Source organism: Streptomyces sp. H51 (genome assembly GCF_035656535.1).
Classification (GTDB): domain Bacteria; phylum Actinomycetota; class Actinomycetes; order Streptomycetales; family Streptomycetaceae; genus Streptomyces.
In genome coordinates this window covers 373,406-388,526 of record NZ_JAYMHD010000077.1, presented here as the reverse complement: position 1 = coordinate 388,526, position 15,121 = coordinate 373,406, and the positions used below count along the sequence as shown (strand labels likewise).

The following is a 15,121-nucleotide window of genomic DNA, read 5'->3' as shown; positions in this document are numbered from 1 at the left end:
AGTACGTTCGGGGCGTCGCCGGGGGTGAGGATGTCGTGGTCGGCGAAGTGCAGCTGGAACGACGACACGCCCGGCAGCGTGCCTGCGGGAGCGCGGATCTCGGCGGGGAAGTTCGGCAGCGTCGACAGGTCGTTGCCGAACGACGCCGTCTCGGAGGTGAAACGGTCACCGGTGAGCTGCATACCGTCACCCGAGTCACCCGCGAACCGGATGATCACCCGGTCCAGTCGGCGTACGTCCTTCGTTTGCGCCGGATTGCGCTGCTCTCCCGCGACGGCGTCGTCGACCTGCTCCGCTGCCCTGCTGACCTGGCTGGTCACTGAACTGGACCTCCCTCGAGGCGGCTGTCTGGGACCGGCCTTCCCGCAGGCCCTCCCAACATCAACCCTACGTCCGTAAGGGTCGCCTTCCCTCGGCCATTCGCATGATGGACGCGGATTCGGGACGCAGCGACGCCCTCACTCGTCATGATCCCGCCCTCGGCGCCCACGTTGAAGACGCTCCCCCGCCGTTGTCCGGTTCCGGACCGGACAGCGGCCGGGCCGTGGTCAGCGGGGTGGGGAGTCCGGATGATCCGGGATCAGGAGTTCAGGTAGGTGAGAACGGCCAGAACACGCCGGTGGTCCCCGTCGCTCGGCGACAGCCCGAGCTTGAGGAAGATATTGCTGACGTGCTTCTCCACGGCCCCGTCGCTCACCACGAGCTGCCGCGCGATGGCCGAGTTCGTGCGCCCCTCGGCCATCAGCCCCAGGACCTCCCGCTCACGCGGGGTCAGCCCGGCGAGCACGTCCTGCTTGCGGCTGCGCCCGAGCAGCTGCGCCACCACCTCGGGGTCGAGCGCGGTGCCCCCGCGGGCCACCCGCACCACCGCGTCCACGAACTCCCGCACCTCGGCGACCCGGTCCTTGAGCAGGTAGCCGACGCCGTGACTGGACCCGGCCAGCAGTTCAGTGGCGTACCGCTCCTCCACGTACTGCGACAGCACCAGCACGCCGAGCCCTGGATGCGCCTTGCGCAACTGCACGGCGGCCCGCACCCCCTCGTCCGTGTGCGTGGGCGGCATCCGCACGTCCGCGACCACGACGTCCGGCAGCGCACCCTCCGCGTCCAGCTCGGTGATGGTCTTGACCAGCGCTTCCCCGTCGCCGACCCCGGCGACGACATCGTGCCCGCGGTCGGTCAGCAGCCGGGTCAGGCCCTCCCTGAGCAGCACTGAATCCTCGGCGATGACCACTCGCACCCTGTCCTCCACGATCCCCGGCCCCCCACGCCCGAATGCCTCTGCAGTGCTTCTGCGCGTCCAGCATTCCAGCATTCCAGCCGTGCGTGCACGGGCGGCACGAATCCCGTCGGGGTGCGCCTCGGGTGAGCGGGCCCCGCACACGGGGGCGGGGCCCGGGGCGCACGTCTGCACCGCGGACCTCGCACATGGAGGCGGGGCCCGGGGCGCACGTCTGCACCGCGGACCTCGCACACGCAGGCGGGGCCCGGGGCGCACACCTGCACCTCGCACCCCGCACCTACCGTCCGCGCCTCCGCGCGGCCGGTCACCCCAGCGCCCGCTCCCCCCGCCACGGCAGCTCCGCCGTCACCCGGGTCGGGCCGCCCGTCGGTGAGTCCACGATCAGGATCCCGTCCACCGCGTCCAGGCGTTCCGCCAGCCCGGCGAGGCCCGAGCCCGCGGAGACATCGGCGCCTCCTATGCCGTTGTCGACGACCTGCACCAGCAGCCGGCCGTCCACCCGCCACACGTCCACCGCGGCCCACGTGGCCCGCGAGTGCTTGCTGATGTTCTGCAGCAGTTCGGAGACGGTGAAGTAGGCGATGCCCTCGATGGCGGGCGCGGGCCGTTCCGCCAGGTCGACCTCCACCTGCACCGGCACCGTGCACCGGGAGGCGACGGCCGACAGCGCGGCGTCCAGGCCGCGGTCCGTCAGCACCGCCGGATGGATGCCGCGGGCCAGGTCCCGCAGTTCCTGCAGCGCCGTCTTCACCTCGCCGTGCGCCTCGTCCACCATCCGAGCCGCCGCCTGCGGATCCTCCGTCAGCTTCTCCTTCGCCAGACCAAGATCCATGGCCAGCGCCACCAGCCGCGCCTGCGCCCCGTCGTGCAGGTCCCGCTCGATGCGCCGCAGGTCGGCGGCGGCCGTGTCGACCACGACTCCCCGGTCCGACTCCAGCTCCACCACCCGCGCCGACAGCCGCGACGGCCCCAGCAGGCCGTGCACCAGCAGCCGGTCCACCATCGTCAGCGCCCGCACGATCCACGGTGTGGCCAGCGTGAACAGCAGCCCCACCAGCGCGGTGACGGTGATCTCGAAGGGGTTGTCGAGGTAGACGCTGTGCGCCGTGTCGCCGTACAGCTGGAGTCCGCCCTGACCGGCGTACACCGGGAAGACCCAGAACCACAGGGGGTACGTCAGCAGGGCCCAGCCGTAGGCCCAGAAGTTCACGGCGACGACGAAGGAGAACACCGACCACGGGAACTGCACCACCGCGTACAGCAGCGCCCGCCACGAGGTGCCGCTCTTGAGCACGGCCCCCATCCAGGCCGGCACGCCCTGCTTCCTCGTCCGCAGCGGCTCCGGGTCGGCCACCTCGAGCCGCAGCATTCCGCGTGCCCGGGCCCGCTCCATCGCCCCGAACCCCCGGCAGCCGGCCAGTCCCGCCGCCAGCACCGGAACGCCGAGGAACGTCACCAGCAGGCCCGCCCCCAGCGACACCATCGTGACGGCGTAGACGAACAGCATGATCCCGATCGGCAGGCTGAGCAGCACGTATCCGAACTCACGCCAGCTGCGCGCCTCGAACGGCGCCCGCAGCACGGCGGGCAGCCGGCGCCGACGCTCCCGGGCGAGGCCGCGGTCGAGGTCGTACCCGAGGCTGCTGCCGTACCCGAGCCCGCTGTCGTACCCGTACCCGAGCCCGCTGTCGTACCCGTACCCGAGCCCGCTGTCGTACCCGTGGCCGCGCCCGCCGTCGTACCCGTCGTACCCGTGCCCGTCTCCGGGCGCGTAGCCCTGTCCGTATTCCGTGGCCATCGGTGCCGTCCCGTTCTACTCGTCCCGCTGGTCCTGCGGCTGTCCTGTCCGTACCTCCACACTGCTGCGCCGCAGGTCCGCGGACCATGGAGTCCGTCGGAGTCTCGGGAGGGGGGTTTTCCCTACCTCTTCTCCGGGGCGCCCTTCTCCGGGGCGCGCTCCCGCCAGGGCAGCTCCGCCGTGACCGTGGTCGGTCCGCCCTGCGGGGAGTCGATGACGAACAGCCCGTCGACGGCGCCCAGCCGGTCGGCGAGCCCCTGCATCCCCGTGCCGCCGTCCAGGCGCGCGCCCCCGCGACCGTCGTCCCGCACCTGGATCAGCAGTCGGTCCCGCGTACGCCACACCTCGACGGACGCGGTGCGCGCCCCGCTGTGCTTGCTGATGTTCTGCAGCAGTTCGGAGACGGTGAAGTAGGCGATGCCCTCGATGGCCGCGGCCGGCCGCGCCGTGAGGTCGACCGTCACCTTCACCGGCACGGTGCAGCGCGACGCGACGGCCGACAGCGCGGCGTCCAGGCCGCGGTCCGTCAACACGGCCGGGTGGATGCCGCGGGCCAGGTCCCGCAGTTCCTGCAGCGCGAGCTTCACCTCGCCGTGCGCCTCCGCGACCATCGTCGCGGCCGAGTCGGGGTCCTCCAGGAGCTTCTCCTTCGCCAGGCCGAGCCCCATCGCCAGGTTGACCAGACGGGCCTGTGCCCCGTCGTGCAGGTCCCGCTCGATGCGCCGCAGGTCGGCGGCGGCCGTGTCGACCACGACCCCCCGGTCGGACTCCAGTTCTGCGATGCGCCGCTCCAGTTCGTCCGACGGCGACAGCAGTCCGCGCACCATCGCCCGGTCCGCGTTGGCGAGCCCCCGCGCGATGAACGGCAGCACCGGCCACAGCAGGAACAACGAGGTCAACGTGATGACGAAGGTGAGGATGCCCCACGGCAGCCGGACGAAGTCGTACAGCACCGTGCGCCAGGCCACCGGGTCCTTCAGCGTCATCCACAGCCAGGTCAGGAACCCGGCGCCGCGTCGGGGCAGCGGACTCGGCTCGTCCACGTGGACCCCGAGCAAGGCCCTGGCACGGGCCCGCTCCATCCTGCCCAGCAGCCGCGAGCCGGTCAGCCCGGCCGCCAGCAGCGGGAAGCCGATCACCGTGACGGTCAGCCAGAACCCGGTGAACAGGACCGTCATCACGTAGACGAACCCGGCCAGCGCCACCGGGAGGTTCGCCAGCAGGTGCACGATCTCCCGCCAGGTGTGCGGGTCGTAGGCGAAGCGGACGGGCGGCAGCGGATCGTCCGCGGCCGTTTCCCGGGCGCGGCTCGATGACGGGAGGCGTTCGGTCATATGGGCTAGCGTGCCGCGCGCCGTGCCCCCGCGCCATGAGGCGGACCGCCGCGGGCGCCTGGGGAAAACCCCACCTCGGCATCTCAAGGTGTGACGGGCTGCTTACCGTCTCTTTATCAGGGCCTAGACTCCCGTGCGTACAGATCGTCGAACAGCAGCACCGAGGCCAGGGCCGCAGGCGACGGGCCGCACGGTCTCGGGCACACGGCCACGGGTCGTACGGTCACGGACCGTAAGGTCGCGGTCGTAAGGCCCTGGTCATTGCGGCCACGGGTCATGCGGCCACGGGTCATGCGGTCAAGGGCCGCGAGGCTCTGGTCATACGGTCACGGGCCGCAAGGCCTTGGTCGTACGGTCACAGGTCGTACGGTCTTTGGCATACGGCCACAGGAGACGCGGCCCGCGGGGTCGCAGGACAGGGAGCGAGGAGACGGACGTGCGGGAACCGACCGTCGTCGCGGCGGACTACTTCCAGTCGTACTCGGTCGTCGGACTGCTCGCCGTCGTGGGCGTGCTCTTCGTCGCCGTCGCCTTCGGGTCGAGCCGCCTGCTGCGCCCGGCCGTGCCGACCCCGGAGAAACTCCTGACCTACGAGTGCGGCGTCGACCCCGTCGGCGAGGGCTGGGCCCACACCCAGGTCCGCTACTACGTCTACGCCTTCCTGTACGTCATCTTCGCCGTCGACTCGATCTTCCTCTTCCCCTGGGCGACGGTCTTCGCCGCCCCTGGCTACGGCGCGACGACCCTCGTGGAGATGTTCGTCTTCCTCGGCTTCCTGACCGTCGGCCTGCTGTACGCATACAAGAAGGGCGTCCTGGCATGGACGTGACGCCAGAAGTGAACACGCCGGAACCCGTCCTCCTTCCGGACCCGGTCCTCCTGCCGGAACCAGGTGGTCCCGCCGGTGGTCCGCCCGCCGAGAACAGGGGGAGGCTGGGCGCGCTGGCCCGCCTCGCCCCGGAGCCGATGAAGGTCGTCCTGAACTGGGGCCGCCGCTACTCGCTCTGGGTCTTCAACTTCGGTCTCGCCTGCTGCGCGATCGAATTCATCGCCGCGTCGATGGCTCGTCACGACTTCATCCGGCTCGGCGTGATCCCCTTCGCGCCCGGCCCGCGCCAGGCCGACCTGATGATCGTCTCCGGCACGGTCACGGACAAGATGGCCCCCGCGGTGAAGCGCCTGTACGAGCAGATGCCGGAGCCGAAGTACGTCATCTCCTTCGGTGCCTGCTCCAACTGCGGCGGCCCCTACTGGGACTCGTACTCCGTCACGAAGGGCGTCGACCAGATCATCCCGGTGGACGTGTACGTGCCGGGCTGCCCGCCGCGCCCGGAGGCGCTGCTGCAGGGCATCCTCAAGCTCCAGGAGAAGATCGCGCGCGAGTCGCTGGGGGAGCGGTACGGGTCTTCGGGCACGGGCCGGCCCTCGGCGGCTGCCCTGCAGAGCGGCCTGGTGCGACCGCCGGCCGACGGAGCCCGGACTTCCCCGGGGGAGGACCGATGAGCACGGTCGGTTGGCTCCCCGCCCCCGCCGAGGACCTCTTCGGCGCCGAGGCCACGGCCGAGGAGGCGTACGACGTCCTGACGGTCGACGTCCCGCCGTCCTCCTGGATCTCCGCGCTGGAGACGGCGCGTACGACCCTCTCCTGCACCTACTTCGACTGGCTCAGCGCGGTCGACGAACCGGGCACCGGCTTCCGCGTCTCGGCTCACGTCGTCGCCCTGTCACCGGTCCGCCGCCTGCTGCTGCGCACCACGGTTCCGCACGAGGCGCCGGTGCTGCCGAGCGCGGTGGACGTCTACGCCGGCGCGGCCTGGCACGAACGCGAGACGCACGAAATGTTCGGCGTCGCCTTCGAGGGCCACCCCGCCCTCGACCACCTGCTGCTGCCGGAAAACTTCGAAGGCCACCCGCTGCGCAAGGACTTCGTCCTCGCGGCCCGCGTGGCCAAGGCCTGGCCGGGCGCCAAGGAACCGGGCGAGTCGGAGCACGGCGGCCCCAAGCGGCGCCAGATGCTGCCGCCGGGCGTCCCCGACCCGAACGAATGGGGCCCCCTCAAGGGCCAGCTTCCCCCTGCCCCGGCCCGCCCGGCCCGTGGGGCAGGCCGGGCCGCGGGGGAGCGGCCGGTCCGGCGTACGCGTTCGGCGGCGGAGGGATCCGTCAGCCAGGCGGCCACCGGGTCCGAGCCCGCTGGTGGGGCGGCGGCATCTCCGCCGGCGTCCCTGTCAGCGTCCCCGACGGCTCCTCCTGCGACGCCTCCGGCCGACGGGTCCCCGAACGCCGGTGCCGGTGCCAGGGTTCCGGAGGCCGGAGCGCCCGCCGCCCCGAGGCGCGCGCGGAGCGCGAGCGAGGGGTCGGCGTCGCAGCGTGCGGGAGCGGGTGCTGCCCCGGCCGGTCCTCGCCGGGCGCGCAGCGCCTCGGAGGGTTCCGCTGGCCGGCGGGCCGCTTCGGGCGGGAAGACGGCCGGTGGCGAGGGAGCCGAGGGCGCGCAGGCCCCGGGCGCCGGGGACACGACCCCGCCCAAAGCGCCCACGGCGTCCAAGGCCCCGCGCAGTCCGGACGCCCCTTGGCACCACGCCCGCCCGGCCTTCGACGAGCCGGAGAACCCCACCCCTGAGGCCCAGGCCCCGGGCACCCCCGACGCCGAGGGCTCCGGTGACAAGGGCTCCGATGCGCAGGGCTCCGATGGCAAGGGCTCCGGTGATGCCCCCGTGGACTCTGATGCCCCCATGGACTCTGATGCCTCAGCGGGCTCTGCTGCCTCAGCGGGCTCCGAACCGGCCGAAGACGTTCGAGCCTCCGAAAACGCTCAAGCCCCCGAAGACCGCGACACCCCCACCCCGGACGACCACCCCGCAGGAGGCCCGCAGTGAACGGCGCTCTCGACGTCGCCCTGCGACTCCTGATCGTCTTCGTCGTCTTCCTCACCTTCCCGCTGATCGTCGGCCAGACCGAGCACAAGGTGATGGCCCACATGCAGGGCCGCCTCGGACCGATGTACGCCGGCGGCTTCCACGGCTGGGCCCAGCTCGTCGCGGACGGAGTGAAGTTCGCGCAGAAGGAGGACGTGGTCCCCGCGGGCGCGGACCGCCGCGTCTTCCAGCTCGCCCCCGCCGTGGCCCTCCTGCCGTACCTCCTGGTCCTCCTCGCCATCCCCATCGGGCCGGGCGAGGGCGCCGTCGGCCAGGTCCTGGACGCGGGCGTGTTCTTCGTGCTCGCGGTGATGGGCGTGGGCGTCCTCGGCGCCCTCATGGCCGGGTGGGCCAGCGCCAACAAGTTCTCCCTCCTCGGCGGCCTGCGCACCGCCGCCCAGCTGCTCGCCTACGAACTTCCGATGCTGCTCGCCGCCGCCTCGGTGGCCATGGCCGCCGGCACGGTCTCGCTCCCGGGCATCCTCGACGCGTTCCACTGGTGGTGGCTGCCCTGGCAGATCACCGGCGCGATCGTCTTCTTCGTCGCCGGGCTCGCCGAACTCCAGCGGCCGCCCTTCGACATGCCGGTCGCCGACTCCGAGATCATCTTCGGTGCCTACACCGAGTACACCGGTCTCCGCTTCGCGCTGTTCCTCCTCGCCGAGTACGCCGGGATCGTGGTCCTGTGCGGCCTGACCACCGTCCTCTTCCTGGGCGGCTGGCACGGCCCCTGGGGCGCCGACGGCCTCGGCTGGGTCTGGACGCTGCTGAAGACCGCCGTGCTCGCCTTCGTCGTCATCTGGCTCCGCGTGACCTACCCGCGCCTGCGCGAGGACCAGCTCCAGAAGCTCTCCTGGACCCTCCTCGTCCCCCTCTCCCTCGCCCAGATCGCCCTCACCGGCATCGTCAAGGTGGTGATCCAGTAGCTATGGCCCCCATCCCCGGCAGCGGCCTGGCCAAGGGCCTGGCCGTCACCCTCCGCACGATGACGAAGAAGACCGTCACCGCGCAGTACCCCGACGTCCAGCCCGACCTCCCACCCCGCACCCGCGGCGTGATCGGCCTGTTCGAGGAGAACTGCACGGTCTGCATGCTCTGCGCCCGCGAGTGCCCGGACTGGTGCATCTACATCGACTCCCACAAGGAGACGATCCCGGCGACGACCCCCGGCGGCCGCGAACGCAGCCGCAACGTCCTCGACCGCTTCGCCATCGACTTCTCCCTGTGCATGTACTGCGGTATCTGCATCGAGGTCTGTCCTTTCGACGCCCTGTTCTGGTCCCCGGAGTTCGAGTACGCCGAGACCGACATCCGCGACCTCACCCACGAGCGGGACAAACTCCGCGAGTGGATGTGGACGGTTCCCGCCCCGCCCGCCCTCGACCCCGGCGCGGAGGAACCGAAGGAGATCGCCGCCGCCCGCAAGACCGCCGAAAAGCTCGCGGCCCAGCAGGCCCAGCAGGCCCAGCACGCCGAGCAGGCCCAGCAGGCCCCGCCGGACGCCGAGCCGCAGGCGGACGAGCAGGCCCGCGCCGCCGAGCAGCCCGGCCGCGCGGTCGGCGACTCCGCGCAGCAGATCGACCGGCCGAGGCAGGAAGGACAGCAGTGACCTTCGTCTCCGCCGTGACGGCCACCGCGACGGCCGCCCACACCACGACCACGACGGCCGCAACCCGCGGTTTTCTCTCCCCGACGGGCGTCGAGATCGCCTTCGTCCTCGTCGGCCTGGTCACCCTCGGCGCCGCCCTCGTCACCGTCACCACCCGGCAGCTCGTGCACGCCGCCCTGTGGCTGGTCGTCGCCCTCGGCGGCCTGGCCGTCGAGTACCTGCTGCTGACCGCCGAGTTCATCGCCTGGGTGCAGGTCCTCATCTACGTCGGTTCCGTCGTCGTCCTCCTGCTGTTCGGGCTGATGCTCACCAAGGCCCCCATCGGCCGCTCCCCGGACGCCGACTCCGGCAACCGCTGGGCCGCCCTCACGGTCGCGGTCGCCGCCGCGGTCGCCCTGGTCTGGGTCGTCGTCGACGCGTTCCGCACCACCTGGATCGACCTGGAGGGCCCGGCCGCCGGCTCCACCGAGGCCACCGGAGCGAGCCTCTTCCAGAACTGGGTCCTCCCGTTCGAGGCCCTCTCCGTGCTCCTCCTCGCCGCGCTGGTCGGCGCGATCGTCCTGTCCCGCAAGGCCAAGACCGAGGGCGCCGAACAGACCGCCAAGGGTGGTGTCCGCTGATGCACCTCGCCTATCCCGCCGTCCTCTCCGCCCTCCTGTTCTGCACGGGCCTGTACGGCGTCCTCGCCCGCCGCAACGCGATCCTCGTGCTGATGTCGGTCGAGCTGATGCTCAACGCCGTCAATCTCAACCTGGTGGCCTTCGACGTCTGGCTCAGCATGGCCGCCGAGGAGACCCTGCACTCCGGACAGGCCCTGACTCTTTTCACCATCGCCATCGCAGCCGCCGAGATCGGCATCGGCCTGGCGATCGTCCTCGCCGTCCACCGCAACCGCGGCACCGCGGACATCGACAAGCTCCGCGACAGCGCCGAGGGCCACGGGCCCGACGACCCCGACAGCGACGACGCCGCGTCCGACCAGGCCGGACCGACCGAGAAGGCCGAGAAGGCTGAGGCCACCGCGTGACCACGACCACCCTCGCCGTCCTCGTCCCCCTCCTGCCGTTCCTGGGAGCGGCCGCGGGCCTGCTCCTGGGCCGCTCGGCGCCCGGGTTCGTCCGTCCCCTCGCCGTCCTGCCGCCCCTCACCTCCCTCGTGCTGGCCGTCCTGGTCGCCGTGCGCCAGGGCGGCGGCCCGGCCGTCGACGCCGTCTCCGAGCTCACTCCCACCGGCTCGGTCCCGGTCGAACTCGCCTTCCACATCGACGGCTTCGCCGCCCTCGTCGCCGTCCTCGTCGGCCTCGTCGCCTCCTGCGTGCAGATCTACTCCACGGGCTACCTGCGGGACGACCCGCGATACCCGTCCTACGCGGCCCTCGTCTCCCTGTTCACCTCCGCGATGCTGCTCGTCGTCTACTCCGGCGACCTGATCGTGCTGCTGGTCGGCTGGGAGATCATGGGCATCTGCTCGTACTTCCTCGTCGGTCACTACTGGGAGACCCCGGAGGCCCGCGCCGCCTCCATCAAGGCCTTCCTGGTGACCAAGCTCGGTGACGTCCCCTTCCTGATCGGCCTGCTCGCGCTCGCCACCGAAGCCGGCTCCTTCCGCATCACGAAGATCCTCGGCACCGTCGCGAGCGGCGGACTCGACCACCCGACGCTCATCGCCCTGCTGCTCCTGGCCGGCGTGGCGGGCAAGTCGGCCCAGTTCCCGCTGCACACCTGGCTCCCCGACGCCATGGCGGGCCCCACCCCCGTCTCCGCGCTGATCCACGCCGCGACCATGGTCGCCGCCGGTGTCTACTTCATCGCCCGTCTCCTCCCCGTCTTCCAGGCCTCCTCGGCCGCGATGGTCGTCCTCGCCGTCATGGCCGCCGTCACGATGCTCGGCTCCGGTCTCGCCGCCCTCGCCCAGGACGACATCAAGCGCGTCCTCGCCTACTCGACGATCGGCCAGCTCGGCTACATGACCGGCGCCCTCGCCGTCGGCGACCGGTCGGCCGCCGTCTTCCACCTCCTGTCCCACGGCGCCTTCAAGGCGCTGCTGTTCCTCGCGGCCGGCGTGATCATCCACGCCGCCGGCACCAACTCGCTGGCCGCCATGTCCCGCATGCGCCATCTGCGCGACCGCGTCCCCGACGCCTACTGGACGATGACCGTGGCGCTGCTCGCGCTCGCCGCGATCCCGCCGTTCAGCGGCTTCTTCTCCAAGGAGTCCGTCCTCGGCGCCGCCGAGCACGTCGCCACCGGCTACACCGAGCACGCACCCGGGGCGGCGGGCTGGACCGTCCTCGTCGCCGGAATGCTCACCGCTCTGCTCACCGCGGCCTACGCGACGCGCCTGTGGCTGCTGGCCTTCCGCGGACACGGCGCGGACGCCCCGGACCACGGCCGCCAGCCCCTCACCATGACCGTCGTGCTCTGGGTGCTCGCCGTCCCGTCCCTCGCCTTCGGCGGGTTCGCCTTCCGGTTCCTGCCCGACTGGTTCGACGGCCGTGGCCTCGCCCCCACCCTGACCACCTCCGTCCTCGGCACGGGCGTGGCCCTCGTCGGCGGCATCGTCACCTACGCCGCCTGGCGGCACACCACGGCGCTCGCGGCACGCGAACCGCTCGGCGCGGTCGCCGCCCACCCCGAGGGCGACGCCGGGCACGTCGAGGCCGCAGCCATCGCCGCCCACACACCCGCGTACGGAGGCGTCGCCCACGCGCCCGACCCGGCCGACCCGGGCCGGCTGCTGCTCGGCCCGCTGCACCGGCACGCGGCCGTCGGCTTCCGCCTCGACGCCGTGTACGCGGCCCTCTTCGTCCGCCCCGTCCAGGCCGCAGCGGATCTCGTCCGGTTCCTCGACCGCGAGGTCGTCGAGACCTACGTACGCGGTGCGGGCGCCCTACCCCGCCTGCTGGGCGCCGCCGTACGGCGCGCCCAGACCGGCAATGTGCAGACCTATGTGAGCGCGCTGCTCGCCGGCACCGTCGTCCTGGTGGTCGCCGCCGTCCTCGTCGCCACGGGAGCGTGAGCAGGCGTGATCGATATCAGCGAGTCCGTGATGCAGTTCCTCCTGGCGTTCGTCGTCGTCGGCCCGCTGCTCGGCGCGGCCGCCGCTCTCCTGCCGGCCCCGCCCGGGCTGAAGGGGAAGTCGCCCGAGCAGGCCGTGCTGCGGCACGGCGTGACCGTGACCGGCGCGGTCCTCGTCGCCGCGATTGTCCTCGCGCTCGGCTTCGACCACGGCCATCCGTCGAGGATGCAGGCCACGACCGACATCAGCTGGATTCCCGCACTCGACGTGCGGATCCACCTCGGCATCGACGGCATCTCCCTCCCCCTTCTGGTCCTGACCGCGCTGCTGACCTTCCTCTGCGCGCTCTACTCCTACTTCAAGATGCCCGCGGGCCCGACCCCGAAGGCGTTCGTCGCACTGCTGCTCGTCCTCGAGTCCGGCACCCTCGCGACCTTCGCCGTCCTCGATCTGCTGCTGTTCTTCCTCGCGTTCGAGACGGTGCTCATCCCGATGTACTTCCTCATCGCCCGCTGGGGCGGCGAGGGCCGCCGGGCCGCCGCCTGGCGTTTCATCCTCTACACACTGCTCGGCTCGGTCGTCATGCTGCTCGGCCTGCTCCTGATCGGAATCAATGCGGGCACGTTCGACATGATGGCACTCGCCACTGACAACGGCCGGTCGCTGACCACATCCGTGCAGGTCATCGCCGTTCTGGCGATCGGGATCGGGCTCGCCGTCAAGACGCCGATGTGGCCGCTGCACAGCTGGCTGCCCGACGCGCACACCGCCGCGCCGACCGTCGGCTCGGTCCTGCTCGCCGGCGTCCTGCTGAAGATGGGTACGTACGGAATCGTGCGAATCCTCCTTCCGGTGGCTCCGGACGGCTTCCACACCTTCGCGCCCTACCTCGCCGCCTTCGCCGTCGTCGGGATCATCTACGGATCGCTGGCCTGCCTGGCCCTCGCCAGACAGGGCGCGAAGGGCGACCTCAAGCGCCTCATCGCCTACTCCTCCGTCGGCCACATGGGCTTCGTCCTGCTCGGCATCGCCACCATGTCCCCGACCGGCGTGAACGGCGCCCTGTTCGCCAACATCGCCCACGGCCTCATCACCGGCCTGCTGTTCTTCCTGGTCGGCGCGGTGAAGGACCGCACCGGCAGCACCGACCTCGACACCCTGGCCGAGCAGACCGGTGCCGCTCTGTACGGCAGGGCCCCGCGCCTCGGCGGCCTGCTGGCGTTCGGCGCCGTCGCCTCGCTCGGCCTGCCGGGCCTCGCCGGCTTCTGGGGCGAGATGCTGGCCCTGTTCGGGGCCTTCAAGCCCGCCGCGGACCTCAGTCGCCCCGCCTTCCTCACCTTCATGGCCATCGGCGCGTTCGGCACGCTGCTGACGGCCGCGTACATGCTCGTCGTGGTCCGCCGCGTCTGCATGGGCGCCGTACCGCAGCAGGCGCCGACCCTCGCCGACGTCCAGGCCTACGAGTTCGCGGCGTGGACGCCGCTCGTCGCCCTCACCGTCGTCGCCGGACTGTGGCCCAAGGTCCTCCTCGGTCTCACCGACCCGGCCGTGCAGCAGCTCCTCGCAGGAGGCACCCGATGAGCCACCTCGCCCAGCAGGCGGCCGCGAACCTCGTCCAGTCCGTCGACTGGCTCGCCATCGCGCCGCCCACCCTCGCCGCGGTCGTCGCCCTCGTCGTCCTCGTCGCCGACCTGTTCGTCGGCGAGGCCGGGAAACCGCTGCTCGGCTGGGTCTCCGTCGCCGGACTCGCCGCCTCCGCGGCCCTGCTGCTGCCCCTCCTCGACGGCGACCGCTCCACCTTCTGCCTGAAGGACGGCGCCGGCGCCTGCAGCTACACCGCGGACCGCTTCACCCTCGTCATCCAGTTCCTCGTCCTCGGTGGCGCCCTCCTCTCCGCCTTGCTGTCGGTCACCGCGCTGAAGGACGCCGACCGGCGGCTCCCCGAAGGGGAGTACTGGTTCCTGCTGCTGTCCTCGGCGGCCGGCGCGGCCCTGCTGCCCGCCTCCCGCGACCTCGCCACCCTCGTCGTCGCCCTGGAGGTCGCCTCCCTGCCCGCCTTCGCCCTGGTCGGCATCCGGCACGGGGACAAGAAGTCCTCCGAGGCGGCCCTGAAGTTCTTCCTGTCGTCGGTCACCGCCACCGCCGTCAGCCTCCTCGGCATCAGCTTCGTCTACGCCTCCACCGGCACCCTCTACCTCACCCAGGTCGCCGGCCGCATCCAGCACGTCGACGGACAGCTGCACACCCTCGCCCAGACCGGCGTCGTCCTCACCCTCGTCGGCTTCGCCTTCAAGACGGCCGCGGTGCCCTTCCACTTCTGGGTGCCGGACACCTATGTGGGAGCGCCCCTGCCGATCGCCGCCTACCTGTCGGTCGTCGGCAAGGCGGTCGGCTTCTCCGGCCTGATCCTCGTCACCGTCGTCGCCTTCCCGTCGTACGCCGACGTCTGGGGCCCCGCCCTCGCCGCCCTGGCCGCGCTCACCATGACCGTCGGCAACGTCGGCGCCCTGCGCCAGCAGGCCACCCGCGCGTACAGCGCCGTACGCCTCCTCGCCTGGTCGTCCGTGGGCCAGGCCGGCTACCTCCTGGTGCCGATCGCCGCGGCCGCCTACTCCGACGACGCCGAGCACTCGGTCGGCTCCACGCTCGCGTACGCCCTCATGTACGCCGCCGTGAACCTCGGCGCCTTCGCGGTGGCCGCCCTGGTGGGGCGCACCCGGTCCGCCAACCGCATCACCGACTACCGCGGCCTCTACGCGAGCAACCCGCTCGCCGCCCTCCTGCTGGCCTTCTTCCTGCTCTGCCTGGCCGGCCTGCCGCCCGGCGTCATCGGCCTGTTCGCCAAGGTCACCGTGTTCTCCGCGGCCGTCGACGCGGGACTCGGCTGGCTGGCCGTGGTGATGGCGGTCAACGTCGTGATCGCGCTCTTCTACTACCTCCAGTGGACCGCCCTGCTGTTCCGGGCCCCCGAGGGCGAACCCGTCAGCCACCGCCTCCCGGCGCCCCTCACCGCCGCCGTCACCCTCACCGGCGTCGTCGGCATCGCCCTGTCCGGAGCCCCGCAACTCGTCCTCCGGTTCGCCGACACGACGCTCTTCTGAGCCTCCGGCACCCTCGGCCGTCCGGCCCGCCCCTCGCCTCACCCGGACGGCTCAACGGGCAGCCCGCGCGCACAAGGGAACTAGTGACCCTCGCCTGGCGTTGACC

13 protein-coding genes and 1 pseudogene are annotated in these 15,121 nt (G+C 72.0%); 10 read left to right on the top strand and 4 right to left on the bottom strand.

Annotated elements, in window-relative coordinates; translation table 11 throughout:
- The 4 genes and pseudogenes from VKA29_RS30675 to VKA29_RS30660 form a co-directional block, all read right to left on the bottom strand.
- Window positions 1–320, bottom strand: a pseudogene (locus tag VKA29_RS30675) (2-oxoglutarate ferredoxin oxidoreductase subunit alpha); the annotation flags it as partial.
- A gap of 260 nt (window positions 321–580) precedes the next feature.
- Window positions 581–1,240 carry a response regulator transcription factor gene (locus VKA29_RS30670; RefSeq protein ID WP_324789240.1) on the bottom strand — a complete coding sequence of 220 codons (660 nt, stop codon included), beginning with the start codon at window positions 1,238–1,240 and terminating at the stop codon, window positions 581–583.
- Window positions 1,241–1,547: 307 nt separating this feature from the next.
- Complete coding sequence (locus VKA29_RS30665) at window positions 1,548–3,041, bottom strand: sensor histidine kinase (RefSeq protein ID WP_324789239.1); 1,494 nt, start codon at window positions 3,039–3,041, stop codon at window positions 1,548–1,550.
- Between the two features lie 122 nt (window positions 3,042–3,163).
- A complete protein-coding gene (locus VKA29_RS30660) occupies window positions 3,164–4,375 on the bottom strand; it encodes a sensor histidine kinase (RefSeq protein ID WP_324789238.1) in 1,212 nt (403 codons plus the stop codon).
- Window positions 4,376–4,811: 436 nt separating this feature from the next.
- Between VKA29_RS30660 and VKA29_RS30655 the strand changes: the two genes are divergently transcribed.
- The 10 genes from VKA29_RS30655 to VKA29_RS30610 are packed head-to-tail and all read left to right on the top strand — an operon-like array spanning window position 4,812 to window position 15,015.
- Entirely contained in the window at window positions 4,812–5,204 is a 393-nt protein-coding gene (locus VKA29_RS30655) for an NADH-quinone oxidoreductase subunit A (RefSeq protein ID WP_324789237.1), read from the top strand.
- Window positions 5,195–5,878 carry an NADH-quinone oxidoreductase subunit B family protein gene (locus VKA29_RS30650; RefSeq protein WP_324789236.1) on the top strand — a complete coding sequence of 228 codons (684 nt, stop codon included), beginning with the start codon at window positions 5,195–5,197 and terminating at the stop codon, window positions 5,876–5,878. Before VKA29_RS30655 ends, VKA29_RS30650 begins: the two co-directional genes overlap by 10 nt.
- A complete protein-coding gene (locus tag VKA29_RS30645; protein WP_324789235.1) occupies window positions 5,875–7,248 on the top strand; it encodes an NADH-quinone oxidoreductase subunit C in 1,374 nt (457 codons plus the stop codon). Before VKA29_RS30650 ends, VKA29_RS30645 begins: the two co-directional genes overlap by 4 nt.
- A complete protein-coding gene (locus VKA29_RS30640; RefSeq protein WP_324789234.1) occupies window positions 7,245–8,213 on the top strand; it encodes a complex I subunit 1 family protein in 969 nt (322 codons plus the stop codon). Before VKA29_RS30645 ends, VKA29_RS30640 begins: the two co-directional genes overlap by 4 nt.
- Window positions 8,214–8,215: 2 nt before the next feature.
- Complete coding sequence (locus VKA29_RS30635) at window positions 8,216–8,896, top strand: NADH-quinone oxidoreductase subunit I (RefSeq protein ID WP_324789233.1); 681 nt, start codon at window positions 8,216–8,218, stop codon at window positions 8,894–8,896.
- Window positions 8,893–9,516 carry an NADH-quinone oxidoreductase subunit J gene (locus VKA29_RS30630; RefSeq protein WP_420718597.1) on the top strand — a complete coding sequence of 208 codons (624 nt, stop codon included), beginning with the start codon at window positions 8,893–8,895 and terminating at the stop codon, window positions 9,514–9,516. The genes VKA29_RS30635 and VKA29_RS30630 overlap by 4 nt, the downstream gene beginning before the upstream one ends.
- Window positions 9,516–9,923 (top strand): NADH-quinone oxidoreductase subunit NuoK, encoded by a 408-nt coding sequence (gene nuoK / locus VKA29_RS30625; protein ID WP_324789232.1) that lies wholly within the window; start codon window positions 9,516–9,518, stop codon window positions 9,921–9,923. Before VKA29_RS30630 ends, nuoK begins: the two co-directional genes overlap by 1 nt.
- Window positions 9,920–11,914: an NADH-quinone oxidoreductase subunit L gene (locus tag VKA29_RS30620; protein WP_324789230.1), complete on the top strand. Its 1,995-nt coding sequence runs from the start codon at window positions 9,920–9,922 to the stop codon at window positions 11,912–11,914. The genes nuoK and VKA29_RS30620 overlap by 4 nt, the downstream gene beginning before the upstream one ends.
- Window positions 11,915–11,920: 6 nt before the next feature.
- Window positions 11,921–13,495, top strand: coding sequence for an NADH-quinone oxidoreductase subunit M (locus VKA29_RS30615; RefSeq protein ID WP_324789229.1), 1,575 nt, complete (start codon window positions 11,921–11,923; stop codon window positions 13,493–13,495).
- Window positions 13,492–15,015: an NADH-quinone oxidoreductase subunit N gene (locus tag VKA29_RS30610; RefSeq protein ID WP_324789228.1), complete on the top strand. Its 1,524-nt coding sequence runs from the start codon at window positions 13,492–13,494 to the stop codon at window positions 15,013–15,015. The genes VKA29_RS30615 and VKA29_RS30610 overlap by 4 nt, the downstream gene beginning before the upstream one ends.
- Window positions 15,016–15,121: the final 106 nt, after the last annotated feature.

Excerpts from the sequence above, each read along its gene's own strand:
- VKA29_RS30665 (WP_324789239.1), bottom strand. The coding sequence starts at position 3,041 with ATGGCCACGGAATACGGACAGGGCTACGCGCCCGGAGACGGGCACGGG.
- VKA29_RS30660 (WP_324789238.1), bottom strand. The coding sequence starts at position 4,375 with ATGACCGAACGCCTCCCGTCATCGAGCCGCGCCCGGGAAACGGCCGCG.
- VKA29_RS30635 (WP_324789233.1), top strand. The coding sequence starts at position 8,216 with ATGGCCCCCATCCCCGGCAGCGGCCTGGCCAAGGGCCTGGCCGTCACC.
- VKA29_RS30610 (WP_324789228.1), top strand. The coding sequence starts at position 13,492 with ATGAGCCACCTCGCCCAGCAGGCGGCCGCGAACCTCGTCCAGTCCGTC.
- VKA29_RS30650 (WP_324789236.1), top strand. The coding sequence starts at position 5,195 with ATGGACGTGACGCCAGAAGTGAACACGCCGGAACCCGTCCTCCTTCCG.
- VKA29_RS30645 (WP_324789235.1), top strand. The coding sequence starts at position 5,875 with ATGAGCACGGTCGGTTGGCTCCCCGCCCCCGCCGAGGACCTCTTCGGC.
- nuoK (WP_324789232.1), top strand. The coding sequence starts at position 9,516 with ATGCACCTCGCCTATCCCGCCGTCCTCTCCGCCCTCCTGTTCTGCACG.